22 protein-coding genes are annotated in these 25,867 nt (G+C 58.7%); 7 read left to right on the forward strand and 15 right to left on the reverse strand.

The annotated features are described in order from the left end of the window. Positions 1 to 43: 43 nt before the first annotated feature. Genes ACR3FC_RS05355 through ACR3FC_RS05365 form a run of 3 tightly spaced genes read right to left on the reverse strand, consistent with a single transcriptional unit; the run spans position 44 to position 2,893 of the window. The gene (locus ACR3FC_RS05355; protein WP_480473753.1) at positions 44 to 1,033 is read right to left on the reverse strand and encodes a YcjF family protein; all 990 of its coding nucleotides are present in this window, start codon (positions 1,031 to 1,033) and stop codon (positions 44 to 46) included. After that, positions 1,026 to 1,481, reverse strand: coding sequence for an N-acetyltransferase family protein (locus ACR3FC_RS05360; RefSeq protein ID WP_480473754.1), 456 nt, complete (start codon positions 1,479 to 1,481; stop codon positions 1,026 to 1,028). Before ACR3FC_RS05360 ends, ACR3FC_RS05355 begins: the two co-directional genes overlap by 8 nt. Next, complete coding sequence (locus ACR3FC_RS05365) at positions 1,478 to 2,893, reverse strand: YcjX family GTP-binding protein (protein WP_480473755.1); 1,416 nt, start codon at positions 2,891 to 2,893, stop codon at positions 1,478 to 1,480. Before ACR3FC_RS05365 ends, ACR3FC_RS05360 begins: the two co-directional genes overlap by 4 nt. A gap of 107 nt (positions 2,894 to 3,000) precedes the next feature. On the opposite strand from ACR3FC_RS05365, the gene truA reads away from it, so the two are divergent. Further along, positions 3,001 to 3,768, forward strand: a complete 768-nt coding sequence (truA, locus tag ACR3FC_RS05370; RefSeq protein WP_480473756.1) for a tRNA pseudouridine(38-40) synthase TruA — start codon at positions 3,001 to 3,003, stop codon at positions 3,766 to 3,768. A 1-nt stretch (position 3,769) separates the two neighbouring features. Here the strand turns inward: truA and ACR3FC_RS05375 are convergent, their stop codons facing one another. Genes ACR3FC_RS05375 through ACR3FC_RS05385 form a run of 3 tightly spaced genes read right to left on the reverse strand, consistent with a single transcriptional unit; the run spans position 3,770 to position 6,191 of the window. Beyond that, positions 3,770 to 4,684 (reverse strand): nickel/cobalt transporter, encoded by a 915-nt coding sequence (locus ACR3FC_RS05375; protein WP_480473757.1) that lies wholly within the window; start codon positions 4,682 to 4,684, stop codon positions 3,770 to 3,772. Beyond that, a complete protein-coding gene (locus ACR3FC_RS05380; protein ID WP_480473758.1) occupies positions 4,669 to 5,343 on the reverse strand; it encodes a DUF1007 family protein in 675 nt (224 codons plus the stop codon). Before ACR3FC_RS05380 ends, ACR3FC_RS05375 begins: the two co-directional genes overlap by 16 nt. Before the next feature lie 44 nt (positions 5,344 to 5,387). Beyond that, positions 5,388 to 6,191: a thioesterase family protein gene (locus ACR3FC_RS05385; protein WP_480473759.1), complete on the reverse strand. Its 804-nt coding sequence runs from the start codon at positions 6,189 to 6,191 to the stop codon at positions 5,388 to 5,390. A 232-nt stretch (positions 6,192 to 6,423) separates the two neighbouring features. Here ACR3FC_RS05385 and ACR3FC_RS05390 point away from each other — a divergent pair, with 232 nt between their 5' ends. Continuing rightward, positions 6,424 to 7,359 carry a 2-hydroxyacid dehydrogenase gene (locus tag ACR3FC_RS05390; protein ID WP_480473760.1) on the forward strand — a complete coding sequence of 312 codons (936 nt, stop codon included), beginning with the start codon at positions 6,424 to 6,426 and terminating at the stop codon, positions 7,357 to 7,359. A 15-nt stretch (positions 7,360 to 7,374) separates the two neighbouring features. Here the strand turns inward: ACR3FC_RS05390 and ACR3FC_RS05395 are convergent, their stop codons facing one another. Further along, positions 7,375 to 7,683, reverse strand: coding sequence for a hypothetical protein (locus ACR3FC_RS05395; protein WP_480473761.1), 309 nt, complete (start codon positions 7,681 to 7,683; stop codon positions 7,375 to 7,377). A gap of 224 nt (positions 7,684 to 7,907) precedes the next feature. Here ACR3FC_RS05395 and ACR3FC_RS05400 point away from each other — a divergent pair, with 224 nt between their 5' ends. The 3 genes from ACR3FC_RS05400 (at position 7,908) to ACR3FC_RS05410 (ending at position 10,216) form a co-directional block, all read left to right on the forward strand. Next, the gene (locus ACR3FC_RS05400) at positions 7,908 to 8,741 is read left to right on the forward strand and encodes a bifunctional allantoicase/(S)-ureidoglycine aminohydrolase (RefSeq protein ID WP_480473762.1); all 834 of its coding nucleotides are present in this window, start codon (positions 7,908 to 7,910) and stop codon (positions 8,739 to 8,741) included. A gap of 111 nt (positions 8,742 to 8,852) precedes the next feature. Then, positions 8,853 to 9,176: a hypothetical protein gene (locus tag ACR3FC_RS05405; RefSeq protein WP_480473763.1), complete on the forward strand. Its 324-nt coding sequence runs from the start codon at positions 8,853 to 8,855 to the stop codon at positions 9,174 to 9,176. Between the two features lie 53 nt (positions 9,177 to 9,229). Beyond that, positions 9,230 to 10,216: a type I glyceraldehyde-3-phosphate dehydrogenase gene (locus ACR3FC_RS05410; protein WP_480473764.1), complete on the forward strand. Its 987-nt coding sequence runs from the start codon at positions 9,230 to 9,232 to the stop codon at positions 10,214 to 10,216. 36 nt (positions 10,217 to 10,252) lie between these two features. Here the strand turns inward: ACR3FC_RS05410 and ACR3FC_RS05415 are convergent, their stop codons facing one another. After that, the gene (locus tag ACR3FC_RS05415) at positions 10,253 to 11,188 is read right to left on the reverse strand and encodes a LysR family transcriptional regulator (RefSeq protein WP_480473765.1); all 936 of its coding nucleotides are present in this window, start codon (positions 11,186 to 11,188) and stop codon (positions 10,253 to 10,255) included. Between the two features lie 331 nt (positions 11,189 to 11,519). Here ACR3FC_RS05415 and ACR3FC_RS05420 point away from each other — a divergent pair, with 331 nt between their 5' ends. After that, a complete protein-coding gene (locus tag ACR3FC_RS05420) occupies positions 11,520 to 13,325 on the forward strand; it encodes an autotransporter assembly complex protein TamA (protein ID WP_480473766.1) in 1,806 nt (601 codons plus the stop codon). A gap of 38 nt (positions 13,326 to 13,363) precedes the next feature. Beyond that, positions 13,364 to 17,410 carry a translocation/assembly module TamB domain-containing protein gene (locus ACR3FC_RS05425; RefSeq protein ID WP_480473767.1) on the forward strand — a complete coding sequence of 1,349 codons (4,047 nt, stop codon included), beginning with the start codon at positions 13,364 to 13,366 and terminating at the stop codon, positions 17,408 to 17,410. A 21-nt stretch (positions 17,411 to 17,431) separates the two neighbouring features. Here the strand turns inward: ACR3FC_RS05425 and ACR3FC_RS05430 are convergent, their stop codons facing one another. From ACR3FC_RS05430 to ychF, 7 genes are all read right to left on the reverse strand, one after another. Next, positions 17,432 to 17,953 carry a thioesterase family protein gene (locus tag ACR3FC_RS05430; RefSeq protein WP_480473768.1) on the reverse strand — a complete coding sequence of 174 codons (522 nt, stop codon included), beginning with the start codon at positions 17,951 to 17,953 and terminating at the stop codon, positions 17,432 to 17,434. 10 nt (positions 17,954 to 17,963) lie between these two features. Next, positions 17,964 to 18,752 carry a cyclase family protein gene (locus ACR3FC_RS05435; RefSeq protein ID WP_480473769.1) on the reverse strand — a complete coding sequence of 263 codons (789 nt, stop codon included), beginning with the start codon at positions 18,750 to 18,752 and terminating at the stop codon, positions 17,964 to 17,966. A 111-nt stretch (positions 18,753 to 18,863) separates the two neighbouring features. Beyond that, complete coding sequence (gene fdhF / locus ACR3FC_RS05440; RefSeq protein WP_480473770.1) at positions 18,864 to 21,647, reverse strand: formate dehydrogenase subunit alpha; 2,784 nt, start codon at positions 21,645 to 21,647, stop codon at positions 18,864 to 18,866. Further along, positions 21,640 to 21,876, reverse strand: a complete 237-nt coding sequence (locus ACR3FC_RS05445) for a hypothetical protein (RefSeq protein WP_480473771.1) — start codon at positions 21,874 to 21,876, stop codon at positions 21,640 to 21,642. The genes fdhF and ACR3FC_RS05445 overlap by 8 nt, the downstream gene beginning before the upstream one ends. Beyond that, the gene (locus ACR3FC_RS05450) at positions 21,877 to 23,580 is read right to left on the reverse strand and encodes an NAD(P)H-dependent oxidoreductase subunit E (RefSeq protein ID WP_480473772.1); all 1,704 of its coding nucleotides are present in this window, start codon (positions 23,578 to 23,580) and stop codon (positions 21,877 to 21,879) included. A gap of 85 nt (positions 23,581 to 23,665) precedes the next feature. Continuing rightward, the gene (locus tag ACR3FC_RS05455) at positions 23,666 to 24,547 is read right to left on the reverse strand and encodes a LysR family transcriptional regulator (RefSeq protein ID WP_480476813.1); all 882 of its coding nucleotides are present in this window, start codon (positions 24,545 to 24,547) and stop codon (positions 23,666 to 23,668) included. Between the two features lie 65 nt (positions 24,548 to 24,612). Continuing rightward, positions 24,613 to 25,710, reverse strand: a complete 1,098-nt coding sequence (gene ychF / locus ACR3FC_RS05460; protein ID WP_480473773.1) for a redox-regulated ATPase YchF — start codon at positions 25,708 to 25,710, stop codon at positions 24,613 to 24,615. Positions 25,711 to 25,867 lie beyond the last annotated feature (157 nt).

Here is a 25,867-nt window from a genome sequence, read left to right on the forward strand (position 1 = left end):
CAGGCAGAGTGCCGAAGGGAGTGTTCTGACGCTTTGCTCTGGATCAACCCTTGGAGAATAGACCCTGCAAGGCTCGCTTGATGATGCCCCGCGTGGAGGGTTTGTGGCGTTTTGAGAATGGTAACGGGCGGCAGACTTCCATCGCGGCCACGCCCACTCGGGCGCTGAGCGCACCGTTGACCAGACCTTCTCCGAACCGTCGGGACAATTTGCTGAGAACGGATCCGCCAAGAACAGGTTCCAGCAGATCGTCACCAACGGCCACCGCCCCAGTTGCGACCAGATGCACAAAGACGGCACGCGTCAGACGCCAGCTTCCCAACGTGCCAGCCCGCCCCCCGTAGATTTCCGCAATGCGACGGATCATCCGCAGGGACGCAGCCAGTGCCGTTACAACATCCGCCAGTGCCAGAGGGACCAGAGCGGTCACGGTGGCAACCTGCCGTGCCGCGGCCTCAACCTCACGGCTGGCGGCGGCGTCGAGCGGGGCCAACAGCTCATCCTCGGCAAGGACTATAAGCGCCTCGGCATCGAACTGTTCTCCCATACGCTCGGACAATCGCTCACGACCCCAGCGGGTATCCTCGCGCCCTTTGTAGAATGCTATGATGCGATGTGTGACGGCACGCGCCTGAGCCAGGTCTTCATCAGCCAATGCAATATCCGCTGCACGGCGCATCCCATCAACACGGGACAACCGCCCCAAAGCCGCGAGCTCGCGCAGCGCGATGATCACCGCCACCAGAACCAATGCAGCCAACAGTCCGGCAACGATCCAACCCAATACGGGCGTCCGCTCCACCAGAGAGGTTGCAAAATCCCAGGCAGCCACCGATATGGCCGCCCCGACCACCGAAAGCGCAAGCCCCCAGAACCAGCGCGCAAGGGCCGAGGGTTTGCGGGCCGCCAGTCGGGCCGCGCTTTGCATCGCCTGCCCCTGAGGCGGCACAGTATCCGGCACCGGTTTTGCCTGCGCGACATCAGCAGCGGGTTCATCATCGTCAAGATCGATCAGAACCGGACCTTTAGCCATTTGTCGCATCCCTGCTGTGCCAGACAAACCTTATGTCCGGCAGGTTTTCATCGTTTTCTGCCCCATCGCTGCGCGCAACCTCGGCAAAGCCGTTTCGCTCATAGAACCGACAGGCACGGGAATTATCCTGAAACGCGTATAAGCCCAGCCGCCGCTGGCTTGATTTCGCGTGACCCAGCAATTGCTGACCAATCCCCTGCCCCCGAGCTTGCGCATCCAGATAAAGTGAATGGATTTCACCACCATTCAGCGCCAGAAACCCGACCACACCTGTCTCTGCCTCGGCCACAGTGACCCAATCCTGATCAATCATCCGGCCGCAAAAGGCGATGGTTTCAGCACAGCTGTGCAGTTTGGGCATCCAGTCGTTTTCCAAGGCGAAGCCGTGCAGGATCGTACCGATTGTACCGGCATCTGTGGTGCGTGCGGGGCGCAGTGTCGCGATCACAATCTGTCTCCGATCAGAAACTGCGCCGCACGATCCAGTCGGATATGCGGAGGGCCGTCACCGGGTTTCAGGGTTAGTTTTGCCGGGGCAAAGGCCATGAACCCATAGTCTTCGTTCAACCAACTCTCCGCTCCATTTCGCGCCGGACCCAACAGATGCGCCGGATCCTCGGGCAAGTCTCCGGGACAGAAAGCGGCCTGTTTGCCGCTGTCCAACAAAGTACCACGCACGCATGGCAGATCGGTTCCGTCGTGGCTGCGTATCTCTTCGGTCGTTGCACGCAGCGATGCTAGAGACAGGGCCGCGGTCCGGGCCCCGGCGAAATTCGCACGATCGCGCGCCTCGCGCGTCAAAGCCTCGATAATCGCGGTCAGGCGGGGATGTTGCGTGTGGTGCAGGTGGTCCGCTTTTGTCGCTGCAAACAGGATGCGTTCGACCTTTTTGCCCAGCAAAAGCTGGCTCAGCCATGCGTTCCGGCCCGGACGAAAAGCCGACAGGATATCGGCCATCGCGCGGCGCATATCTTCAACGGCCTGAGGACCCTTGTGAATTGCGCTCAGCGCGTCAACCAGAACCACCTGCCGATCAATCCGCGAGAAGTGATCCCGAAAAAACGGTTTCACGACCTGAGATTTATAAGCTTCAAACCGCCGTTCCATCTCGCGCTGAAGGGTCCTGCGCCGCGACGGGCCAGCGATTGCCAACGGTGCAAAGGTCAGTACCGGAGATCCCGCCAGATCGCCCGGCAGAAGGAAACGTCCCGGCGTACAGTCGTAAAACCCGGCATCGCGCGCTGCGTTGAGATAGGCGGTGAACGACGCGGCCAGAGCTTGTGCGGCAGGTTCGTCGTGCCCTACCGACGGGTCTGTATTTTGGACCAGCGCCAGATACGCGGCAGCCTCCGCACGGGTCTCGATCCGTGCCAGAGTTTCCTGAGACCAGTCTGCGTAAGATTTGTCCAGCAAGGCCAGATCCAGCAGCCATTCGCCGGGGTAATCGACGATATCCAAATGGACCGTGCGCGGCCCTTGCAACCCGGCAAGCAGCCCGGCGGGACGGGCCTTGAAGGACAAACGCAATTCAGACACCGCACGCGTGCTGTCTGGCCAGTGCGGTATCGGTCCCGTCAGGGCAGACAGGTGCGATTCATAATCGAACCGGGGCACAGTGTCATCCGGTTGGGGTTGCAGAAAGGCGGCATTGATCCGCCCCTCCTGCTGCGCAACAAGCCCGGTCATACGGCCCCGATCCAACAGATTGGCAACCAACGAAGTGATGAATACTGTTTTGCCGGATCGTGCCAGCCCGGTGACACCCAAACGGATGACCGGCTCGAAAAATGTCTCGGACACGCTGTCGCCGATACTTTCGACGCCACGCGCAAGACTGTCTGCCAGTGAAGAGATGACCAATCCGCCGCCCCGCAATTTTCCTTTTACCCAAGATAGGTAGCGGTCGCGGCACATACCAGCGCTTTCGCCCCCTTGCCCGATCCTGCGCTGCGCTGTACCAGCGGCACATGCCCAGATATGCGTTGAAAGTTGAATACCAGGGGGAGCCGTTTGCCGGATGGCAGCGGCAAAAGGATCAACCATCCGTGCAAGGTGCCATCGAACAGGCGCTTTCCCGTATTCAGCCGGGCGATCACACAATTGCCGCAGCGGGGCGCACGGACGCCGGCGTTCACGCTCTGGGGCAGGTTGCCCACTGCGACATGACAAAGGAATGGGACCCGTTCCGCCTGTCTGAGGCGCTGAACTATCACCTCAAGCCTCTCCCAGTGGCCATCGTAAAGGCCGCCCCCGTGACCGAGGATTGGCACGCGCGGTTTTCAGCGGTTGAACGGCAATATCTGTTCCGCATCCTGATGCGCCGAGCGCCCGCAACCCACGACCGGGGACAGGTCTGGCAGATTAGCCACCAGCTGGATGTCGACGCCATGCAGGAAGGGGCAAACATGCTGCTGGGCCGGCATGATTTCACCACGTTCAGGTCGTCGATCTGTCAGGCGGCCAGCCCGGTCAAAACCCTGGATGAACTGCGCGTTGAATGGGTCGAGGGCTTTTCCGCCCCCGAGGTTCATTTCCACGTGCGCGCCCGGTCGTTCCTGCACAATCAGGTGCGCAGCTTCGTTGGCACTCTGGAACGCGTCGGGGCCGGAGCATGGACCCCGGAAGATGTGCGTGAGGCTTTGGAAGCCGCCGACCGCGCTGCCTGCGGGCCGGTATGTCCGCCGCACGGACTGTATCTGGCGCGGGTCGGATACCCGGAACCGGTGTTCGACTGATCTAAACCGCGCGCAGAAGCAACCCGCCTGCAATCACCGCAATTGTAAGTCCTGCCACCAGTTCGATGCTGGGTGCCAAAATCGACGCAAAGCGCGTGGCCGAAGCCGAAGCCAGCAGCCCGCCGCGCAGACCAAAAGACGTCCACCCGACCAGCGTAGTCACAGTCGCCGTACCAAGCGCCATGGCAAAAGCACCCGCGATCCCCACCATGGCGATGCCCATTTGCCACGTCAGGATCAGCACAAACAAGGCACCGGTACAAGGACGTGCAGCTATGCCTGCGATCAGGATCAAGGCTTCGCGCAATGTGCCCACATTCGCAACCTCGTCCGCGGTAGGACCATGACGATGACCGCACTCCGCGCAGGCGCTGCCATCATGATGGTGCTGATGGGCGTGATCGTAAGGGACATGCTTTTTTCGTTGTCGTGCGAAATTGCGCACAGCCCGTACAATCAACCAAAGCCCAATCAACGCAATGGCTCCGTAGCTGATCGGAGCCATCACCTGTTCGGTCGTCCCAACAAGGCTTTCGCGGGACATCTGAAAGACCAGCACCCCCGCGTAGACCAGCACAACCGCCATCACCGCCTGTCCAAAACTGGACAATACGCTAATCGCCGACAACCGCCAGAAGGCAACACGCCGACCCAAACCGTAGCCCCCGATCAAAACCTTCCCGTGGCCCGGACCCACGGCATGAAAGAACCCGTAGGCGAAACAGACGGTCAGAAGCGTGGCCACCGCCTGAGGCTGTTCCGCACGCGCGGCACGCAAGGACCGCGCGATCTGGTTCTGAAAGTCCCGCTGCTCTCCGGCTGCCCAACTTGCCAGGCTGTCAAACCCACCACTGCCCCAGAACCAAAGAAGCAAACCGAAGGCCAGAGCGACCGGAACAATCAGGAAACGGGACATGAAACGAGGATCTCAGTCGCAAAGTTCTCACCAACCAATGGAATATCGTTTTCTTCCAGGTCGTAATCCGCGTCCAGTGTCAACAGAAACGCCTGCATCTGTGCAAGCTGCCCGTCTATGTCGGGATCGTTACGATCCACCCGGCATAAAGCCGGGCCCGTCACGGTTACAGGGCGCGTAATCTCGTAGGCCGTATAGAAGGACTCATCAAATGCCTTGGCGGAAAGCCCTGTGGCAAGTATCGCGTCGCCTTCAACCGCGCGCATGTGGGTGGTCACGACCCGCCCATCTTCCGTTGTCGCACTGGGCTCTAATGGACCGGACAGAGCAACCAGCGCTCCGTCTTTGGTGAGCACGAGGTCGCCGTTGTACCCCTCGACCCATTGCATATCGAACCCGCTCAGACGTTTTTCTTCGCTTTCCGTCAGAATACCGTCAGCATCCTGATCCAGATTCATGTCTTCCAGAACAAGCAGAGAGTAAAATTCGTCATATGCCCACGTCACCCGGATATGGGTCAGGTGACCGGCCTCATCCACGACGAACTCCAGCCCGGTGTCGATAAAGACATGCGGGTGGGATAGTGCCGGGATCGGCAGGCAACAGGTCATGACGGTGAAGAGCCAGCGCATATGCGCAAGATAGGTCTGACGGGACACGGCGACAACGGCCTTTACACACGCCTGCGGAAACTGGCCGACTTTCAGACTGGCGGGAACAGAACCAGTGTTTGCAGGGCCGTCCCTACAGGACCCTGCGTATCAAAAAGCACCGACTGAGACATGCCGATGCCCGTAGGTTGCCAATGTGAAACCGAACTGGACGCCAGCCAATCTGACACCGGTTCGCGGTGGATATTCACGGTCAAATCGGTGTTCATGAACCCCATCTCCGACGTCGGAGCATTCCACGAGATACCATTGCCGCAATCCGCCAACGGGCACAGTGCCTGAATGGGCGACTGATCTTCGCCGCTCAACAGCTTTGGGGTGCGCATCCAGACCGTTTTGGGTCCGGCCCCCTGTTTGCCGTCTTTGGGATAAAGGATGTCACTGTAGTGGGCAAACCCCTTCAAATCGTGACGAATCTCGCCGATTGGAAAAGGACCTTCTACCGCGTCTTCCAACTGTGGCGCGCTGGTTTCGACGTTTGCCACCACGCCTAGATCGCGCCGCACCAGATGCATGGTGGTGGCCGTGGCGCAGAGTGTGTCATCCAGATCGTGCACCGTAACACGTGTGGTCGCCAGCGTCTTTGTTTGGCGCGTGGTTTCTGCGGCAACCCGCAACCCGGCCAAGGGCAGAGGGCGCAACAGGTCAACTGTCAGGCGGGTCAGCATCTTTTCGGGGCCAACCTCAGTTTCCGCTGCCCGCACTATCAACCCGCTGACCGGCCCTGCGTGGCAATGATCGGCAGACCACGGACCGCGTGCAGGATCATGTCCTACAAACGCCCCATCCTCGCGCTGATGAAAATAGGTCTGATCCGTGAAGTCGAGCCCTGCCATTCGTCCTCTCTGGTCTTTTCTGCGTTGTTTACTTCAGTTCGTTCACCCCGGTAACCGGTTGCAAAGAAACGTGGTTTTCCCTGCGCAGGTTGAGTTATTTCTTCACGAAACTGTCCTTTTTCAGATCTTGAAACCGGGCTGTACTTTTAGGCACGAGGATGGCTTAACTGACTTGATCCTGTCCACCGCTGTGACGGGACGTCACCACATCAAATCCAAGTGGGGTTCGCATATGGCGTTGTTGATTGAAACCGGGTTGTCGGACTGGATTGGGGATGAGGAAATCGCCGCCACATTGCAGGCCTTGGCGCCCGGTGCAGACATCCGCACACCCGGAACGCTGGGCGACCCCAACGACATTACGATGCTTGCAGTGGTCAGCATGCAAAGCAATCACCCGGCGAAGTTGCCCAACCTGAAACTGGTTCAGAAGCTGGGGGCCGGGGTTGAGACCATAGTTGGCCATCCGGACCTGCCTCCGCATATCCGTGTGGCGCGATTGAAGCCAGACGCGCCTGCGCAGGGCATTGCCGAATGGTTTCTCGCCTATATTCTGCGCGCTCAGCGCCACATGGTCTTTCACGAGGCATCCCAGAGGCGCGCCGAGTGGTTGCCGCGCGCGCCCGTTTTCACACCTGATACGGTTGTGGGCGTTCTGGGTCTGGGCCATATCGGGGCCCGCACTGCCCGCATGTTACGTGCCGTCGGGTTTCAGGTCATGGGCTGGAGCCGCTCACCAAAGTCCATCGATGGTGTCACCTGCCAGCATGGGCAAGACGCGCTGCCACGGCTATTGGGGCAATGTGATCACGTCTGTGCCATCCTGCCTTCGACGCCGCAAACCGTGGGTCTGTTTGACGCACAGACGCTGGCCGCGATGAAGCCGGGCAGTCAGTTGCTGAACGCCGGACGCGGAAACCTGATTGACGAGGCGGCACTGATCGCGGCGCTGGATAACGGTTCTCCGGGCCACGCGGTGTTGGACGTCACATCACAGGAACCGCTGCCGAAGGACAGCCCCTTGTGGCGGCACCCCGCTGTGACGATCACACCGCACGTCTCGGGCTGGTATCTGGGCGATGCACTGTCGGATGTGGCCGAGAACTACCACAGGCTCAAATCCGGCGATCCCCTGCTGCACGAAGTCAGCCGGGACCTCGGGTACTGATAGCCAAGTCAGAGATCAGGGTGTCAGGATCCAGTTTCCGTTACCGTCATTACACCGGCGGGTTCTGATTTCTCGGCTTTGATCGCTGCCTTCCGGCTGGATGACATGCTGAAGGCCGACGCAGTTGCCCTGAACGTTTTGCACCCTGATCGTTCCTTTTGAGCCGGTCTCGTCGTTTTGCCAGGACCGTTCCTGCCCTACAGAGGGCGTGCCATTGTTCAAAAGCGCATTCGAGGTTTCACTAACCACTTCAAAGTCTGCCGGGGACAGCCCCATCTCAGCTATGATTCGGGAGAGTGACTTGGCGTCGGCGGAACCGGTCATCAAAAGGGCGCCACACGCGGCAATGATGGGTAACAACTGGGCTTTCATAGGGGCCTCACAGAACTGAAATCATTTGTGACCAAGGATATACCTCTGTTTCAGCAGGGCCAAGCCCCGGGGTGCCGACCTTCAAAATATCCCGAACAAACCTATCGCGCGTCAGGACCTAATAGCGCCGCGCCTTTGTGCCCATAGTGCCATTCAAACGATCCCGAGGCAGACAAATGACCCATCCGACCTACTTCGCCCCGACCGGCGGCCATCCCGGCCAGAACCAGTTGCTGACCGACCGCGCCATGTTCACCGACGCGTATGCGGTCATTCCCAAAGGTACGATGCGCGACATCGTCACCAGCTATCTGCCGTTCTGGGAAGGAACACGCCTGTGGGTTCTTTCACGCCCGCTCAGCGGATTTGCCGAAACGTTCTCGCAATACATCATGGAAGTGCAGCCCGGCGGCGGCAGCGATCAGCCAGAGACAGACGCGCAAGCTCAGGCGGTGCTTTTTGTCGTCGAAGGAACAGTGACTTTGACACTGAACTCGGAAAACCATGTGTTGGCGACAGGCGGATATGCCTATATCCCCGTCGGCAGCGACTGGACATTGCGGAACACTGGTCAGACGGCAGCGCGGTTCCACTGGGTCCGCAAAGCCTATGAGGCTGTTCCCGGGTTGCCCGCGCCAGACCCGATCATCACCAACGAACGCGATGTGACGCCAGTCGAAATGCCGGGCACCGAAGGCCGATGGTCCACCACGCGGTTCGCAGACCCACAGGACCTGCGCCATGACATGCATGTGAACATTGTCAATTTCGAACCGGGCGGGGTCATTCCCTTCGCCGAAACTCATGTGATGGAACACGGGCTTTATGTTCTGGAAGGGAAAGCGGTCTATCGCCTCAATCAGGACTGGGTCGAAGTTGAGGCCGGAGATTACATGTGGCTGCGCGCCTTTTGCCCGCAAGCCTGTTACGCAGGGGGGCCGGGCCGATTCAGGTATCTGCTTTACAAGGACGTCAACCGGCATATGCCCCTGTCCCTGTCGCACCGCTAAACGCTGGTCTGGCTGGAAATCGCAGTGATTTTTTATCCCAGGGCTTCACACAAGGGTCGGAATTTGCTGAACTCCAGGTAATTTCTTGTTTAGAGCATTGGAGATTTATCCATGAAACTGCGCCTTGCCCTGATAGCCGTTGCCGTACTCTCTACCTCTGCAATCCTACACACAGCACCCGCCATTGCGGGGGAAGAGACCAAATCCGTCTTCGTCATGAGCCGTAACTGGGCTGTGACACAGGTCGCTGACGCACCGATCATTTATCGCGCCACACGCGACAACAACAACCTGAACCCGTTCGGCCCGCCCCCACGCCTTCGCACGACGCAAGCTATTGCTGCCATTCAACAAGCGACGGGCTGCAAGGTGATCTTCAACAGCATGTACCAGAATATCTCGGGTCAGTTCTTTTCTCAGGTCAGTTGCAAGTAAGCTGTTGCGGATCAGGCATTGAGGTCGCCCCGACGCCCTGCCATAGCTTTCGCATGAAACTCGCGATAAACGGATTCGGCCGCATTGGCCGCACGATCCTGCGGCAGGTTCTGGCCCTGCCCGAAGGGTCGGATATCGAGCTGGTGTTGATCAATGACATCGCGCCGCTGGAGACCTGCGCTTACCTGTTCAAATACGACAGCACCTTCGGCCCTTATCCCGGCGATGTGTCACAGGGGGATGAAACGCTGATCGTGGACGGGCGCTCTGTTCCTATGACCCACAGTGCCGATCTGACACGCGTTGACCTGTCCGGCGTTGACGTGATGCTGGACTGTACCGGGGTCGCGCGCACATCCGACGTGGCGCGTCGCGGGTTATCTGCGGGCGCTAGCAAGGTCCTGATCTCGGGCCCTTCGCCCGCGGCCGACATAACCGTCGTTCTGGGGGCGAACGAAGATCAGTTGGGCAGCGCCCGGATCGTATCGAACGCCTCCTGCACAACCAATGGGCTGGCACCGCTGGTTAAAGTGCTGGACCACATTGGTGGTGTTTTGTCAGGCCATATGACAACCATCCATTGCTATACAAACAGCCAGCCCATGGTTGACGCCCCGCGCGGCGACCTTGCCCGGTCGCGGGCCGGTGCGCTGTCCATGGTTCCGACAACGTCCAGCGCCACACACCTGATCGACGTGGTCCTTCCACATCTGGCCGGGCGCATCTCGGGTGCCGCAGTTCGCGTCCCGACAGCCAGCGTTTCGGCGGTCGACCTCGTGGTCACGCTGGAACGCGGTATGCGGGCCGAGGATTTCGATCATGCTTTGCGTCAGGCCATTGACGCGTCCCCGGTTTTGGGTTGGACGGATATGCCGCTGGTGTCCTCCGATTTGCGGGCGCGCCCGGAATCGCTGGTCATCGCCGGGCCCGAAACCCGCATGGTCGGTGAAAATCAGGTGCGCGTTTTCGGCTGGTACGACAACGAATGGGGCTTTTCGGCCCGCATGCTGGACGTGGCCCGCCTGATGGCCGCGCCGTGACCGGACTTACCTTCGTGCACAGCGTCGGGTCGGTGCCTATGGTTTAGGCCCCGCGATAGGGTATTCTGTAACGCGGACTACCTTACTGATCCGTTCAATCATGAAATCCATGAACAGGCGTGCCTTTGGATCCTGATGGCGTCGATGCGTGTATAGGCAGGCCATCTGAACTGGAACAGGCGGAGTTTCCGTCGCAACCGGTACGAGGCGACCGGATTTCAGATGCTCGGCCACCTCGAAAACCGGCTTCATTGCAATGCCTTGACCGGACAACGCCCAATCCGTCAGGACATCCCCATCATCACATTCGAACCGCCCGGACACGGCAAAACGTTTCGGACCGTCGGGCGTTTTCAGCATCCACTGAAACTCGGTCGCACCCGGAAAGCGCAGATTCAGGCATTCATGCTTGTCGGCAATCAGGTCAGCTCCGGTTTTAGGCATACCGCGCCGCGCCACATAATCCGGCGCAGTACACAATACACGCTGGCAGTCGGCAATCTTGCGAATACGCAACGTGCTGTCCTCGGGCTGGCCAATGAAAAACGCCAGATCAAGACCTTCCGTCGTCAGGTCAACCGAGCGATCCGTCAGGCGCAAGCGGACATCAATCTCGGGGTATTCTGCAAGAAATTCAGGCACATGCGGTGCCAGCAATCGCCGCCCCACCCCCAGTGGAGACGCCACGAACAACGACCCGCGCGGTGCCTCGGTCAGATGCGTGACCTGAGCCTCGGCCTCGTCCACCGCATCCAGAACCGCCACCGCACCGGGGTAGAATGCTTTTCCCTGCTCTGTCGGGGACAGGTTACGTGTGGTGCGCTGGAACAGACGTACACCCAGATGGTCCTCAAGCTGCGATATTCGCGCCGATGTCACCGCTGGCGAAATCCTCAGATCTCGCCCGGCCGCAGACATGCTGCCCAGATCGTAAACCCTGACAAAGGTTCGGATGTTGTCGAGATAGGACATTTTTTCGGTTTTTTTGATACCAGTTGACAATATATTGGGAATACCGAAGAACCGCCCGTTTGCCTAGTGAATTACACAGGGCGGAAGCCAAGGACCGGCCAGGACATTGGTTGTATACGGTTGGCTTTGGCCCGGACTGCGGCAATTCCGGTCTGCCAATCGAGGTGCGGCAAAGCGATTGTGTCAGCAAAGGCCGGGACAATTCGACCAAAATTTCCTGATCCCGCGTTTATCCCTTTTCCCAACGGCATTCAGATGTTCTAACCTGACACTATAAGACCGTGCATCACACGGTAGCTGAGATCTGGAACTGGGACAGTTGGGGCTATTCATGCAAGGGCGCATGCCGCAAGGCCGTTTGAAGTGCTGGCTGAGTGCCATTGTCATGGCACTGACCCCGACCGCTCTGATGGCGCTGGAAACCTCTCTGACGGCGCCGGGCGCTTCAAAGGAACTTGTTGAACGTCTGAAAAAGACATCATCGGTGACAACAGCGGAAGAACGGGGTCTGGATACGCCACTTGAGATCCTGTCTGCCGCCTTGTCGGATTACCGCACGCTTGTGCAGATCTTGTATGACGAAGGGTATTTCAGCCCGGTTGTCAGCATTAAGCTTGACGGGCAGGAAGCCGCTGAGTTGAGCTCTTTGACTGTGCCAGCCCAGATCAACAGGGCCGCAATTACCGTTGAAACCGGGCCAAGCTTCAAATTCGGCACGGCCATTGTTCAGCCCCTGGCGTCTGGCACCGTGCTGCCCGAAGGTTTCGCCCCCGGCAAACTAGCAACAACAGGGGTCATTCAAAAAGCAGGCTCGGACGGTGTGCAGGGTTGGCGGAATGCAGGCCACGCAAAAGCAAAAATCGAGGATCAGACCATTATCGCCCGTCACGCACAGGCCCGTCTGGATGCGCAGATTGATCTGGACCCGGGGCGCAGGCTGACGTTTGGCAGAATGTTCATTAAGGGCGACACGGATGTGCGCCACCGGTCCATCGAAAAAATCGCCGGTTTCCCAAGCGGGGAAGTTTACTCACCAGAAAAAATCCAGAAGGTTGGAACGCGTTTGCGCCGAACCGGCACGTTCAACGTCGTCTCATTGCAGGAACATGAGACAGCAAACCCCGACGGGACACTGGATTTCGACGCCACATTCGAAGACCTACCAAAGCGTCAGCTGACCTTTGGGCTCGAGCTGGCCTCGCGCGACGGTCTCGACGTGACCGCGACCTGGACACATCGAAACATGTTCAAACGCGCGGAGCGTCTGCGTTTTGAGGCCGCGATACGAAATATCGGTGGTTCCGAAGATCTTGATGGGCGGATCGGATTGCGTCTGGATCAGCCCGATCGTCTGGGTCCGGACGACAATACATTCTGGAACGTGTTGCTGGAGCGCCGCAACACTGAAAACTACAATGTATCGGTTGCGTCTGTGGCATATGGTGCGCGCCGCACATTCTCGGACACGCTCTATGCCGAAGCCTCGGCTGGATTACAGTGGTCAGATGCTGACGACGCCTATGGAAATGGCCGAAAGTTCAGATACTTTATCCTGCCCTTCCGCTCGGAATGGGATGAGCGCGACAGCAAAGTCAGCGCCACGCGCGGCTTTTATCTGGATACCGAAGTCATGCCTTTCGTTGGCTTTTCCGGCACCGATACGGGCCTTCGCCTGTTTGTCGACGGCCGGATCTATACCAGCCTTGGAACTGGCGGCAGGGTTGTGCTGGCAGCGCGGGCGCAACTTGGATCAGTCATTGGCCCGCCAGCAGATGGCGTTACACCCGACTTTCTGTTTTTTTCCGGTGGTGCGGGAACCGTGCGCGGGCAACCCTATGAAAGCCTTGGCATCCCGGTCGGGACCGGTGTCGCAGGCGGCAAATCGTTCCTTGGACTTTCAGGCGAGATCCGGGGCAAGGTGACAGATTCTCTGTCGTTGGTTGGGTTTTACGACTACGGTGTCGTCGATACCTCTTCCTTTATAGGAAGTAGCGCGGAAGATCATGCAGGTGCCGGTATCGGCGTAAGATATGATTTGGGCGGCTTCGGACCCCTCCGGTTTGACCTGGCCTTCCCGGTAAGCGGCTCCAGCGGCAACGGTCTGCAATTCTATATCGGGATCGGGCAAGCGTTTTGAGGCGGCACCTTTCATACCTTCTGCTGATTGGCACGCTGATGCTTGTGCCAGTGGCCGGCCCCGCGCAGGAGGACGAAGGCGGCAGTATGATCGAGCGGTTCCTACAAGACACGCTGTCGGGCGACGATCAGAATGTTACCGTCAAAGGTCTGCAAGGCGCGCTGAGTTCACGCGCCACCATTACCGAGATCACGGTGGCCGATGATGAAGGGGTCTGGCTGACCATCCGGGGAGCGGAACTGGATTGGAACCGGTTGGCGCTGATTCGTGGGCGGTTCTCGGTCAACGCGCTGACCGCACAGGAAATCGACGTCGCCCGTGCGCCGGGCACCACGACCAAGGACACACCGTCCGCTTCTGCCGAGACCCAAGCTTTTCAACTGCCTGAACTGCCCGTGGCCATCGAAATCGGCGAAATCCACATTGGCGAGCTGGCCTTGGGCAAACCTTTGATCGGCGTTGCGGCGGAACTGGCCGTCAATGGCAACCTGTCGCTGGCCGACGGGACGCTGGACACCAAACTGGACATCACCCGACTGGATCGGGCCGGTGATGAAATCTCCTTAGCTGCGGGTTTTCGGAACACTGACAGCCAGATTGATCTTGACCTTCAGGTCACCGAAGCTGCGGGGGGTCTGATCTCGACCGCTTTGAAAATGCCGGACAGCCCCCCGATCGGATTGACCGCGAAAGGGTCCGGGCCGGTGACGGATTTTACGGCCGAAATCAGCCTGAGCAGTGATGGGCAGCCACGGGTGACCGGACAGGTTCGGTTACGTTCTGCCCCAACAGCCGTGGCTAGCGCGGAGGAGGGCATCGCCTTTACCGCAGATCTGGGCGGTGACCTGACGCCCTTTGTCGCTGAGAATATGGATACGTTCTTCGGCCCCAAAACGCAGTTGATCGTGGATGGACGGACCCTACCTGAAGGCGCGTTGGATATCAGTGATCTGGAACTCAGTTCTCAGGCACTGAACCTGAAAGGGGCGCTGCAACTGGCGCCGGGAGGTCGGCTGCAACTGGCGGCCCTGCAAGGACGCATTACACCGCCCGAGGGGCAAAGCGTCGTCCTTCCGTTGTCAGGTGGCGACACATCGATCGAAGCTGCGCAGGTCTCTGCGTTGTTTGATGAGAAAAACGGCAATCTCTGGGATCTAAGTCTGACCGCTAACGCCGTAAAATCCGATACCCTGAACCTGCAACGCGCGCAAATTACGGCGCAGGGAACTTTGGAACAGGGTGACGTTTTGCGGATCGACGGTGATTTGCAAGCTGCTTTGGACGGTATCGACCTGACTGACGATGCCCTGAACGCAGCTATTGGAGACCGCATTACGCTGGACGGTACGTTCCAGTATGGCAGGGATCAGACCCTGAACGTGTCCGGGGTCGAGATGGTCGGCTCGGACTATGAACTGGGCGTTGATGCCGAGATCAGCGGCTTGTCCAGTGGTTTGGCCGTCGATGGAACCGCGACATTGCAGGCGACCGATCTGGCACGGTTTTCGGGTCTGGCGCAGCTGGAACTGGGCGGTCAGGCCACTGCCCGGCTCACGGGCCAGGGTTCGCCGCTTGAAGGCAGTTTCGATGGCAAGCTGGAGGTCGAAGGGCGCGGTCTTTCCACAGGGCGCGATGACATTGACCCAGTGATCCGGGGCAACACAACAATCACGCTGGACGCAAAACGCGGTCCAGATGGCGTAACGATCCGGGATTTTACGCTGATCGGCGATACTCTGCGCGCGCAGGCTGATGGTACGGTTACCACCCCTGAGGGCAGCGTGACGATTGACGGGCAAGCAACAGTCAACGCGCGGGATCTTTCCGTGTTCTCGGGCCTCGCCAAACGTGAGCTTGGCGGTGCGGTACAGGCGAAACTGGACGGCAAAGGCACTGTTCAGACGCTCGAGTTTGATGGCACAGCCAGCGTGATGAGCCGGGATGTCAAAACGGGCCTACCCGAGATTGACCCGCTGCTGGTCGGTCGGACCGAGATAAATTTCGACGGCGCGCTGAGTCAGAAGCAGATTAAAATCCGCGACGCGGTGATCAAAGGTTCAGCCATTGTGGCAAGCGCCGCGGCAACAATTGATGATCCGACGGATGCATTGGCCGTGGACGGGCAGGTCAGTCTGAACATCCCGGACCTGTCACCCTTTTCAACTCTTGCCGGGCGAGATCTTGCAGGTTCGATCATCGCGGACGTCGCAGGCAAAGGTACGGTTGGCAGCAAGGCATTTGACGTCAAAGGCAACTTGGCTGCTGATGACATCAAGTCCGGCATCAACGCGGTTGACAACCTGATCCAGGGGCGAACGAACCTGACGGTGGATGCGGTGAATGACGAGGCCGGTCTGAATATTCGCACATTCCAGCTGATCGGCACCGCCCTTTCTGCGGATGCATCCGGCAAACTGAACCGCGATGCCGGCGGATTGACCTTTTCCGCAGCGCTGGATGATCTGGGGCGGCTGTCAAAAACACTCTCCGGGCCTCTGAAACTGGACGGCAACGTCGCTCCGACACGGTCCGGGCTCGAAGGAACAGCACACTTGCTTGGGCCAGAGAGTTCCTATGCCAAAGTGTCCGGTACGGTGGACACAAATGGATCCGCTGATCTGGACTTCGATGCCAAGTTCAACCGCATCGAAAGGTTTGTGCCAGAGTTTCCCGGCACCCTTACCGCTGCGGGCAATGCCAAGCGGGACAGTGGCGTTTGGACCATCGACGCCAAGGCGCAAGGTCCCGCAGACATCGTCAGCACGGTTGCAGGCACCTTTGATGAAACCAGCAGCAATGCAGATATTTCAGCAAAGGGTGGCGTAAACCTGGGGATAGCAAACGTCTTCATCACGCCTAACAAGATTGAGGGGTCCGCGCGTTTTGATCTAGCCCTCAAAGGCCCGGCTGATCTGGCGTCCCTAAGCGGATCGATTACCACTTCGGGAACATCCCTTGCACTTCCCGGCGCAGGCCAGACCATCACCGGGATCAACGGACAGGTGGATCTGGCGCAAAGCCGTGCAACCATCACGCTGAACGGCGGGGTGCGGGCCGGTGGTGGCTTTACCGTCAATGGACCTGTCGATCTGACGCCCCCGTTCAATGCGCAGATCACGACAACAATCAACAGCCTCGTCCTGACCGATCGGCTTTTATACGAGACGACTTTGAACGGTCAGATTGCGATGACCGGCGCTCTAGCCGGGAACAGTTCGCTGGCTGGGCAGATCACCTTTGGTGAGACCAATATCAACCTCGCTGCGGCTTCGGGGGCTGTAGGTGCCGCACCGATCCCCGAAATACAGCATGTCAACGAAAGCGGTGCCAGTTTCATCACGCGCGAGCGTGCAGGTCTTGTAACCACCAAAGACAAGGGCCAAAGCACATCCCGAATAGCACTGGACATCAACTTGCTGGCACCCAAAGCCGTGTTCGTACGGGGGCGCGGTGTAAATGCCGAACTGGGTGGCCGGATTTCCATTGGTGGCACCACGACCTCGGTGGTCCCATCAGGTCAGATTGAATTGATCCGCGGTAATTTCGATATTCTGGGCCGCAGGCTGGCCCTGACCAAAGGCATCGTGACCCTACAGGGTGACTTGACGCCTTATATCGAGTTTGAATCCTCTGCCAGCACCTCGGACGGCACCGCGACCATCGAAATCGCAGGGCCGCTGGATTCACCCGAGGTCAGCGTGTTTTCCGATCCCGAACGCCCGGCTGAAGAGGCACTGGCGATGCTGCTCTTTGGGAACAGGTTCTCGGAAATCTCACCGTTCCTGATTGCGCAGATGGCCGCGTCGCTGGCGCAACTCAGCGGTGCTGGAGGGGACGCGACCAAGGGATTACGCGACTCTACCGGTGTTGATACGATTGATGTTGGTGCGTCAGAAGGTGGCGCGGGCCGATTGGGTGCCGGGGCCTATCTGGGTGAAAACCTCTATACCGACTTTACCGTCAATACCGAAGGCGATACCGAGGTGAACCTGAACCTTGATGTTACCGACAATTTCTCGGTCAAGGGCACGGTTGACGGTCGCGGCGAAACGGGCATCGGAGTGTTCTTTTCAAAGGACTATTAGGATCGCTTCTGACCCTGGAAACTATTTCCGGCGAATTCCTATCGGTTGGCCGATCTGCGAAGCCGGTCCCAGAGACTTATGGTCAACCACCATTTGCGCAAGACGCGTCGCTGCCCAATCCGGATAGGGTACGGATCGCCCGGTGCTGTGGCTGACATTCATGAAAAGCGCCTCTTGCGTCGCGCAAATCTCGTCAGTTTCTGCCAAAAGCATCTGTGCGAAATAATGTCCTCTCTTGCTGTCAGCATCCAGCATACGGAACCTGAAATAAAACGATGAACCGTCTTTGACCTCCCGCACGAAATGCAGATGAGACTGCAGGATGTAAGGCCCCTGCCCCAACGCCTTGACCTGCACCTCGCCCAGCCCGAGATGGTCAACCATCAGCTTTTCCAACGCCATGTCAAAGGCGACACTGTAAAACCCAACATTCATATGGCCGTTATAGTCGATCCATTCGGGCCGTACTTCAAAGCCGCGAATTTCCACCGGCGCAGCGTACGGGCCATCATGCCCGCCAGGAGGTGTCGTAGTCGGCTGCATCTGGCCCCCTTTACTGCGCGTCTTGTTCGTCAAATATTGCAACTGCGCGGACAAATCCGGCAGAGGCCCCTTTAATCTTGAAGGGGAAACAGGAAATCTCGAACCCTGAGGGCGGCAAATCTTCCAGATTGGTCAGCTTTTCCAAGTGGCAATACCCGATGTCCATCGACGCGCGGTGGCCTTCCCAGATTATAGATGGATCTCGGGTCTCAGCGTATTCCTGAGCGGTGAGCGGAAACGGGGCATCCCAGCTCCAGGCGTCGGTGCCGGTGACACGCACGCCACGTTCAGTCAGAAAAAGCGTCGCCTCGCGCCCCATTCCACATCCTTTGACCAGATAATCCGGCGCGCCATAACGTGTCCCTGCAGCAGTGTTGACCACGACGATATCCAGCGGGCAAAGGTCGTGGCCGATGCGCTTCAATTCGGCTTCGACATCTGCCGCGGTAACGACATACCCATCCTCGAAGTGCCGAAAGTCCAGCTTGACGCCGGGGTTCATGCACCACTCCAACGGCACTTCGTCGATGGTTATTGCCCGTTCACCTTTGTTCATCGTGGAATGATGGTGATACGGCGCATCCAGATGCGTGCCGTTGTGGGTCGCGATCTGCAACCGTTCGATTGCCCATCCTTCACCGTTCGGCAGGTCTTGCCGTTCCAGACCCGGAAAGAAAGACATGACCTGTTCTGCCGTCTGATCATGGGTCAGATATTCAATTTGCGGCAACATGATTGGCGGGTCAGACACGATCCCGGTTTCCAACGGAACGGACAGATCGACGAAACGGCGTGCCATAAGAAATTCCTCCACCAACATCTACGACAGGGTTGGTCGAGCGCAAGCGCCTGTCAAGAAAAGAAAAAGGCGACCCATCTGGCCGCCTTCTTTGCTTGATATGTGTTGGTTTTACTCAGCCGCAACTGCGCTTTCGATCTTTTCGACGCGAATGGCCGAGAATTTGAACTCGGGGATTTTGCCATAAGGGTCGATGGCCGAGTTGGTCAGAATGTTCGCCGCCGCCTCAACATAGGCAAACGGGATGAACACCATATCCTCGGCAATCGCCCGGTCCGCGCGAACCATGATCTCAATCGAACCACGACGTGTGGTCAGGCGGATCATATCGCCCGGCTCGATTCCCATAAGCTTGAGCGTACGTGGATTCATCGAACAGTTCGCCTCCGGCTCCACCGCGTCCAGAACATTGGACCGGCGGGTCATCGAGCCGGTGTGCCAATGTTCCAGCTGACGGCCAGTGGTGGCGATCATCGGGTATTCCTCGTCCGGGGCCTCATCCGGCGGAATGACGCTGGCGGGAGTGAACTTCGCCTTGCCGCCCGAACGGGGGAAACCATCCCCGAACACGATGGCCTGACCCGGGTCGGTTTCGCTGAGCGACGGGTAGGTAATCGTCTCGGTCTCCAGACGCTCCCACGTGATGTTGTCAAGCGATGCCATGGTCAGTTTCATCTCGGCAAAGACCTGAGAGACATCGGTGTAATCCCAGTTCAGCCCGATGCGCTGTGCCAGCTCGACCGTGATCTTCCAATCTTCGCGCGCTTCTCCCGGGGGGGTAACGGCAGGCCGTACACGCTGTACCTGACGGTTGGTGTTCGACACCGTACCGTTCTTTTCATAGAGCGCCGAGGCAGGCAGGATGATATCGGCATAGTTCGCCGTCTCGGTCAGGAAGATGTCCTGCACGATCATCAGATCCAGTTTGGCCAGCGCCGCGCGGGCGTGGTTCACATCCGGGTCGGACATGGCCGGGTTTTCACCCTGAATATACATGCCCTTGATATTGCCCGCATAGGCCTGATCGATGATTTCGGTCACCGTCAGACCCTTCTCGTTCGAGAAGTCATCCGAATGCCAGACATCATTGAACCTGGCGCGAACGCCGTCGTCAGTCACCGACTGATAGTCCGGCAGGAACATCGGGATCAGGCCCGCATCCGATGCGCCCTGCACGTTGTTTTGCCCCCGCAGCGGGTGCAGCCCAGCGCCGGGTTTACCGACATTGCCCGTCATCAGAGCCAGCGAAATCAGGCAGCGTGAGTTGTCGGTGCCGTGGATGTGCTGGCTGACGCCCATGCCCCAGAAGATCAGACCAGCTTTGGCCTGCGCAAAGGTACGCGCGACACGGCGCAGCTGATCCGGTTCAATACCACAGATCGGTGCCATCGCTTCGGGCGTGAAGGCGCGCAAGTGTTCTTTCTCGGCCTCCCAGTTCTCGGTCCAGCGGTGGATGTACTGGCTGTCATACAACTCTTCCTCGACGATCACGTTCATGATCGCGTTGAGCATCGAGACATCGGCCCCCGGACGGAACTGCAGCATTTCATCCGCGAACTTGCGCATACCAACGCCACGGGGGTCCATAACGATCAGTTTGCCGCCACGCTTGGCGAACTGCTTGAAATAGGTCGCCGCGACAGGGTGGTTCTCGATCGGGTTCGAACCGATGATGATCGCCACATCGGCGTTTTCGATCTCGTTAAAGGTCGCCGTCACCGCGCCCGAACCCACATTCTCGATCAGCGCCGCAACGGATGAAGCGTGGCACAGACGGGTGCAGTGATCGACGTTGTTGTGCTTGAAGCCCTGACGAATGAACTTCTGGAACAGGTACGCCTCTTCGTTGGTGCACTTGGCCGAACCGAAGCCCGCAACCGAACGTGGGTCTTCGGCACGCAGGGCCATCAGCTTGGTCGCGGCCAAGTCCATCGCCTCTTCCCAGGTCGCCTCTCGGAAATGGCTCGACAGGTTGCCCGGATCAACGTTCAGCCCCTTGGCGGGCGCATCCTCGCGCCGGATCAGCGGTTTGGTCAGGCGGTGCGGGTGGTGGATGTAGTCAAAGCCAAAGCGACCTTTGACGCACAAACGACCTTCGTTTGCGGGGCCGTTGATGCCCTCGACATACTTCACCTTGCCGTCCTTGACCTTCAGCGACACTTTGCAGCCCACACCGCAGAACGGGCAGACGCTTTCGGTTTCGCTATCATAATCCTTGCTGTCCCCCTGCTGCTGGTCGTCCAGCACGGTGGCAGGCATCAGCGCACCGGTGGGGCAGGCCTGAACACATTCACCGCAAGCAACACAGGAGGAGGTACCCATCGGGTCATTCTGGTCGAACGCCACCTGCGCGGTATGACCGCGACCAGCCATGCCAATCACGTCATTAACCTGCACTTCGCGGCAGGCCCGAACACAAAGGTTGCAGTTGATACACGCATCCAGATTGACACGCATCGCCACATGGCTGTCATCCAGAAGCGGGATTTTCTCGGCCTCTTTCGCAGGAAAACGGCTGTCGCTGACATCGTTCAGCTTGGCCATATCCCAGAAATGGCTGGATACGTCATGCGGCTGCTCGGGCTGATCGGCCACCAGTAGTTCCATCACCAGGGCGCGCGATTTTTCGGCGCGGTCGGTGTCGGTCTTGACCACCATCCCGTCAGCCGCCGGGCGGATGCATGAGGCGACCAGCGTGCGCTCGCCCTCCACTTCGACCATGCAGGCGCGGCAGTTGCCATCGGGGCGGTATCCCGGCGCAGGCTTGTGGCACAGATGCGGGATCACCAGGCCCCGGCCATTGGCCGCTTCCCAGATCGTGGTGCCCTCGGGCACGGTGACGTCATCGCCGTTCAGGTTGAAGGTGACGGTCATGGTTGGGCTTGCGTCAAGCATTTCCGAATTCCTCATTCAGGATTGCCAACAGCTGGCGGGCTGATTTCTCGTCGAACTGAAGCGTTTGGCTCAGTTTGTCGGGGATTTCTCGTTCCGCTGATCCATATGTGTTTAATTGCAAGACCTTCTTCCCATCGTTTAGCGAAACGAGGTACCTGCAGACGACGTGTGTTGGATGAAGCGATCTAAAATCCCGATCGTCCCGTTCGAATTGGGTTACGAGCGCCATCTAAATCTCCTCCGGGAAATGTTTCATGACCAAGCGGATCGGATTCGGGGCCGCCTGCCCCAGACCGCAGATCGATGCATCGCCCATCACCTGACACAGATCCTCCAACAGATCGGTGTCCCACTTGTCGGCCTGCATCAGCTTGACCGCCTTTTCACAACCTGCCCGGCAGGGTGTGCACTGACCACAGCTTTCATCCTCGAAGAACCGCAGCATGTTCAGCGCGGCATCGCGGGCGGTGTCCTGATCGGACAGAACCACAACGGCGGCAGACCCGATGAAGGTGCCAAGCGGCTGAAGTGTGTCGAAGTCGAGCGGGACGTCGTCAATGCTTGAGGGGAGAAGACCAGACGACGGCCCGCCTGGTTGATACGCCTTGAACACATGGCCATCAGCCATGCCGCCGGCGGCATCAATCACATCAAGAATGGTCGAACCTGCGGGCAGCAGGTAAACGCCTGGCTTCGCCACACGCCCCGAGACCGAATAGCTGCGCAGGCCCTTGCGGCCGTTCTTTTCAACAGAGTTCAGAATCTGCGGCCCTTCGCGGCAGATTTTTGAGACCCAATACAGCGTCTCGACATTGTGCACCAAGGTCGGACGGTTAAAGACCCCAACCTGTGCCACGAACGGAGGACGGTGGCGTGGCAGGCCCTTCTTGCCCTCGATCGATTCGATCATCGCGGATTCTTCACCGCAGATATAAGCGCCAGCACCCCGGCGCAGGTCGATGTAACCCTTTGCGACGATACCGGCATCTTCCAATGCCGCAATCTCACGACGCAGAATACCCAGCACTGCCGGGTATTCGTCGCGCATGTAGATGAAGCAGGTCTCGGCCTCGACTGCCCACGCGGCGATCAGCATACCTTCGAGGAAGACATGCGGCGTGCGCTCCAGATAATAGCGGTCTTTGAATGTGCCGGGCTCACCCTCGTCGCCGTTTACCGCCAGATAGCGCGGACCTTCGTTCATACGAACAAAGCCCCATTTCTTACCTGACGGGAAGCCAGCGCCGCCCAGACCACGCAGGCCCGAGGACAGGACGTCTTCTTGCACCTGTTCCCAATCACCGCCGTCGCGCAGATCTTTCAGCTTGGCGTAGCCGCCGTTTGCCTCATAGGCCGTGAAGGTCTCATAGTCGGGCAGATGCGCATGGGTGTCCCCTGCTGCAATCGCCGACTGCACCTTTTCGGGGGTCGCATGATCAATGTGGTTGTGGCCAATCTCCAATACCGGAGCGGTATCGCAACGCCCCATGCAGGGCGCGCGAACGACGCGAACTTCGGCGGGGTCCAAACCGTCTTCCAACGCCTTCTGTAACTGCTGGGCACCAGCCATTTCGCAAGAGAGGGAATCACAAACCCGTATGGTCAAAGCGGGAGGAGGCGTCTCACCTTCTTTCACCACATCGAAATGGGCATAGAAAGTCGCGGTTTCGTAGATCTCGGCCTGACCGATCCGCATCTCGACAGCCAATGCCGCGATATGGTCGGCGCTGATATGACCGTGTTCGTCCTGAATCAAATGCAGGAATTCGATCAACAGATCGCGGCGGCGCGGACGATCGCCCAGCAGGCGTGTGATTTCAGCCTGCGCCTCATCCGTGAACTGACGGCCTTTGGGTGTGTGCCGCCCCTTGCCTTTACCTGACTTCCAGACGCCCTTGGGTGTGCCTGATGGCTTGGTATCTAATGGTGCCATGATGCCCTCCGATTGAGGTTCCGTCTCTCATCAGGCAAACATATCGTCAAATCGCTTTTCGCAATCGCACGATAACGACGCCTTATCACCGCAAAGAGGTCACCACATCCCGCAAAGCCTTGACGGTTGGCAGCTCGGGATCCCGGCTGAGGGTTGCCAGACAAATCGGTTTGCTGACAACAGGTTCAATCAGCGGCAACACTTTCGTTCCCTTCAAATCGCCCAGCGCGCGCACCAAAACCCGAGGGACAACCGTCGCTGCCAGCCCTTCACGCACCATGACCATCGAAGCCGTGAAACCGCTGGTTTCGGCAACGATATCTGGGTGCAGCCCCTGTTCGGCGAACACCCTGTCCAGAATACGCCGGTTCTGCATCTGCGGCTCCAAAAGGCTGAGCGGAAATTCTGCGACCTGCGCCCACGGAATCGGGCCGGTCTGGTCCGTCAAATGCGTGGGCACCAACAACACATAGGTTTCCTCGTAAAGGGGCTGAACCTGCCGGAAATCGGTGCCGATACTGTCACCATAGGTTACCCCGGCATCTAGGCTGCCTTCGTCCAGCCGATGTTGAATTGCGGTGGCGGACATGGTTTCAATGCGTGTGACGATACGAGGATGCGCGTCACGCAGCCTTTTGACCAACCGCCCCGTGAAGGCGATTGCGGTCGGGATCACGCCGAGGATCAGTGTGCCCGTAATCTCGCCCTTGGCAGCAAGCACCTGCTGTTCCAGCGCCTTGGTGTCGTCCAGAATGCGCCGCGCCCGCTGGACGATCATCTCGCCCTCTTCGGTCAGCCCTTGAAAGCGGTTGGCGCGGCGGACGATGGAGACACCCAACCGATCCTCAAGATTGCGGATGCGCATAGAAAACGCAGGCTGTGAAATCCCGCACTCCTCGGCCGCCTTGGCAAAATGCCGATGCCGCGCCAAAGCGCTGAGCAGTTGCAGGTCGCGGATTTCGATCAAAGAAAGCTCCAATGCTGCGGATAGGGCAGGATACCCCGCTCACCCGACAGGAACAGCCCAATTGATCAGGTATTAAACAAAAAGTGCATCACATCGCCGTCCTTGACGATATAGCCTTTACCCTCTGCCCGCATCTTACCCGCCTCTTTCGCGCCCTGTTCGCCATTGGCAGCGACATAGTCGTCATAGGCGATGGTCTCGGCGCGGATGAAGCCCTTTTCGAAATCGCCATGGATCACACCTGCTGCTTGCGGTGCAGCGGTGCCGGTGCGGATGGTCCAGGCGCGGGCCTCTTTCGGGCCGACGGTGAAATAGGTTTCCAGCTTCAGCAGATCGTAACCGGCGCGGATCAGACGGTCCAGGCCGGGCTCTTCCAGTCCCATTTCCTCAAGGAACATCTGGGCTTCGTCCTCATCCAGCAGGCTTATTTCTTCTTCGATCTTGGCGCTGATGATGACATGGGCATTGCCCTCAGCGGCGGCCATATCGGCTACGCGGGCAGAGTATTCGTTGCCTTTTGCAGCGTCCTCCTCGGACACGTTGCAGACGTAGAGAACCGGTTTCGTGGTCAGAAGTTGCAACATCTTCCATGCCTTGGCGTCTTCGTCGCTGACGTCGACCAGACGTGCGGGCTTGCCGCTTTCCAACATGGTCTGCGCCTCGGCCAACAGGCGATCCTGCTGCTGCGCTTCTTTGTCGTTGCCCTTCAGCTTGCGCACCAGATTGGCCCGACGCTTTTCGATGCTTTCCAAATCGGCCAGCATCAACTCGGTTTCGATCGTGTCAGCGTCCGCAACCGGATCAACGCGCCCGTCTACATGTGTCACGTCGCCGTCTTCGAAACAGCGCAGCACATGGGCAATCGCATCCGTTTCGCGAATGTTCGCCAGAAACTGGTTGCCCAGCCCTTCGCCCTTTGACGCGCCTTTTACCAGACCCGCGATATCCACAAAAGTCATCCGCGTTGGGATGATCTGTTTTGAGGATGCAATCGCCGCCAACTTGTCGAGGCGGGCGTCGGGAACCGCAACATCCCCGACATTTGGCTCGATGGTGCAGAACGGGAAGTTCGCGGCCTGCGCAGCTGCGGTTTTGGTCAGCGCATTGAACAGGGTCGACTTGCCGACATTCGGCAGACCCACGATTCCCATTTTAAAGCCCATCACGGCCTCCTGCATAGAATACGATCGCAGCTTCTATGCAGGTCCGCCTGATTGCGCAAGGGATTGCTGGCGGCTCTTTGGCAGAGTCCATTTCGCCACATCACAAAATTGTTTGGAAAACGTGTTCTTGCCGAAATTGAAAAACGACGGCTACGAA

The sequence above is a fragment of the Ruegeria sp. AF3 genome (assembly GCF_056536285.1).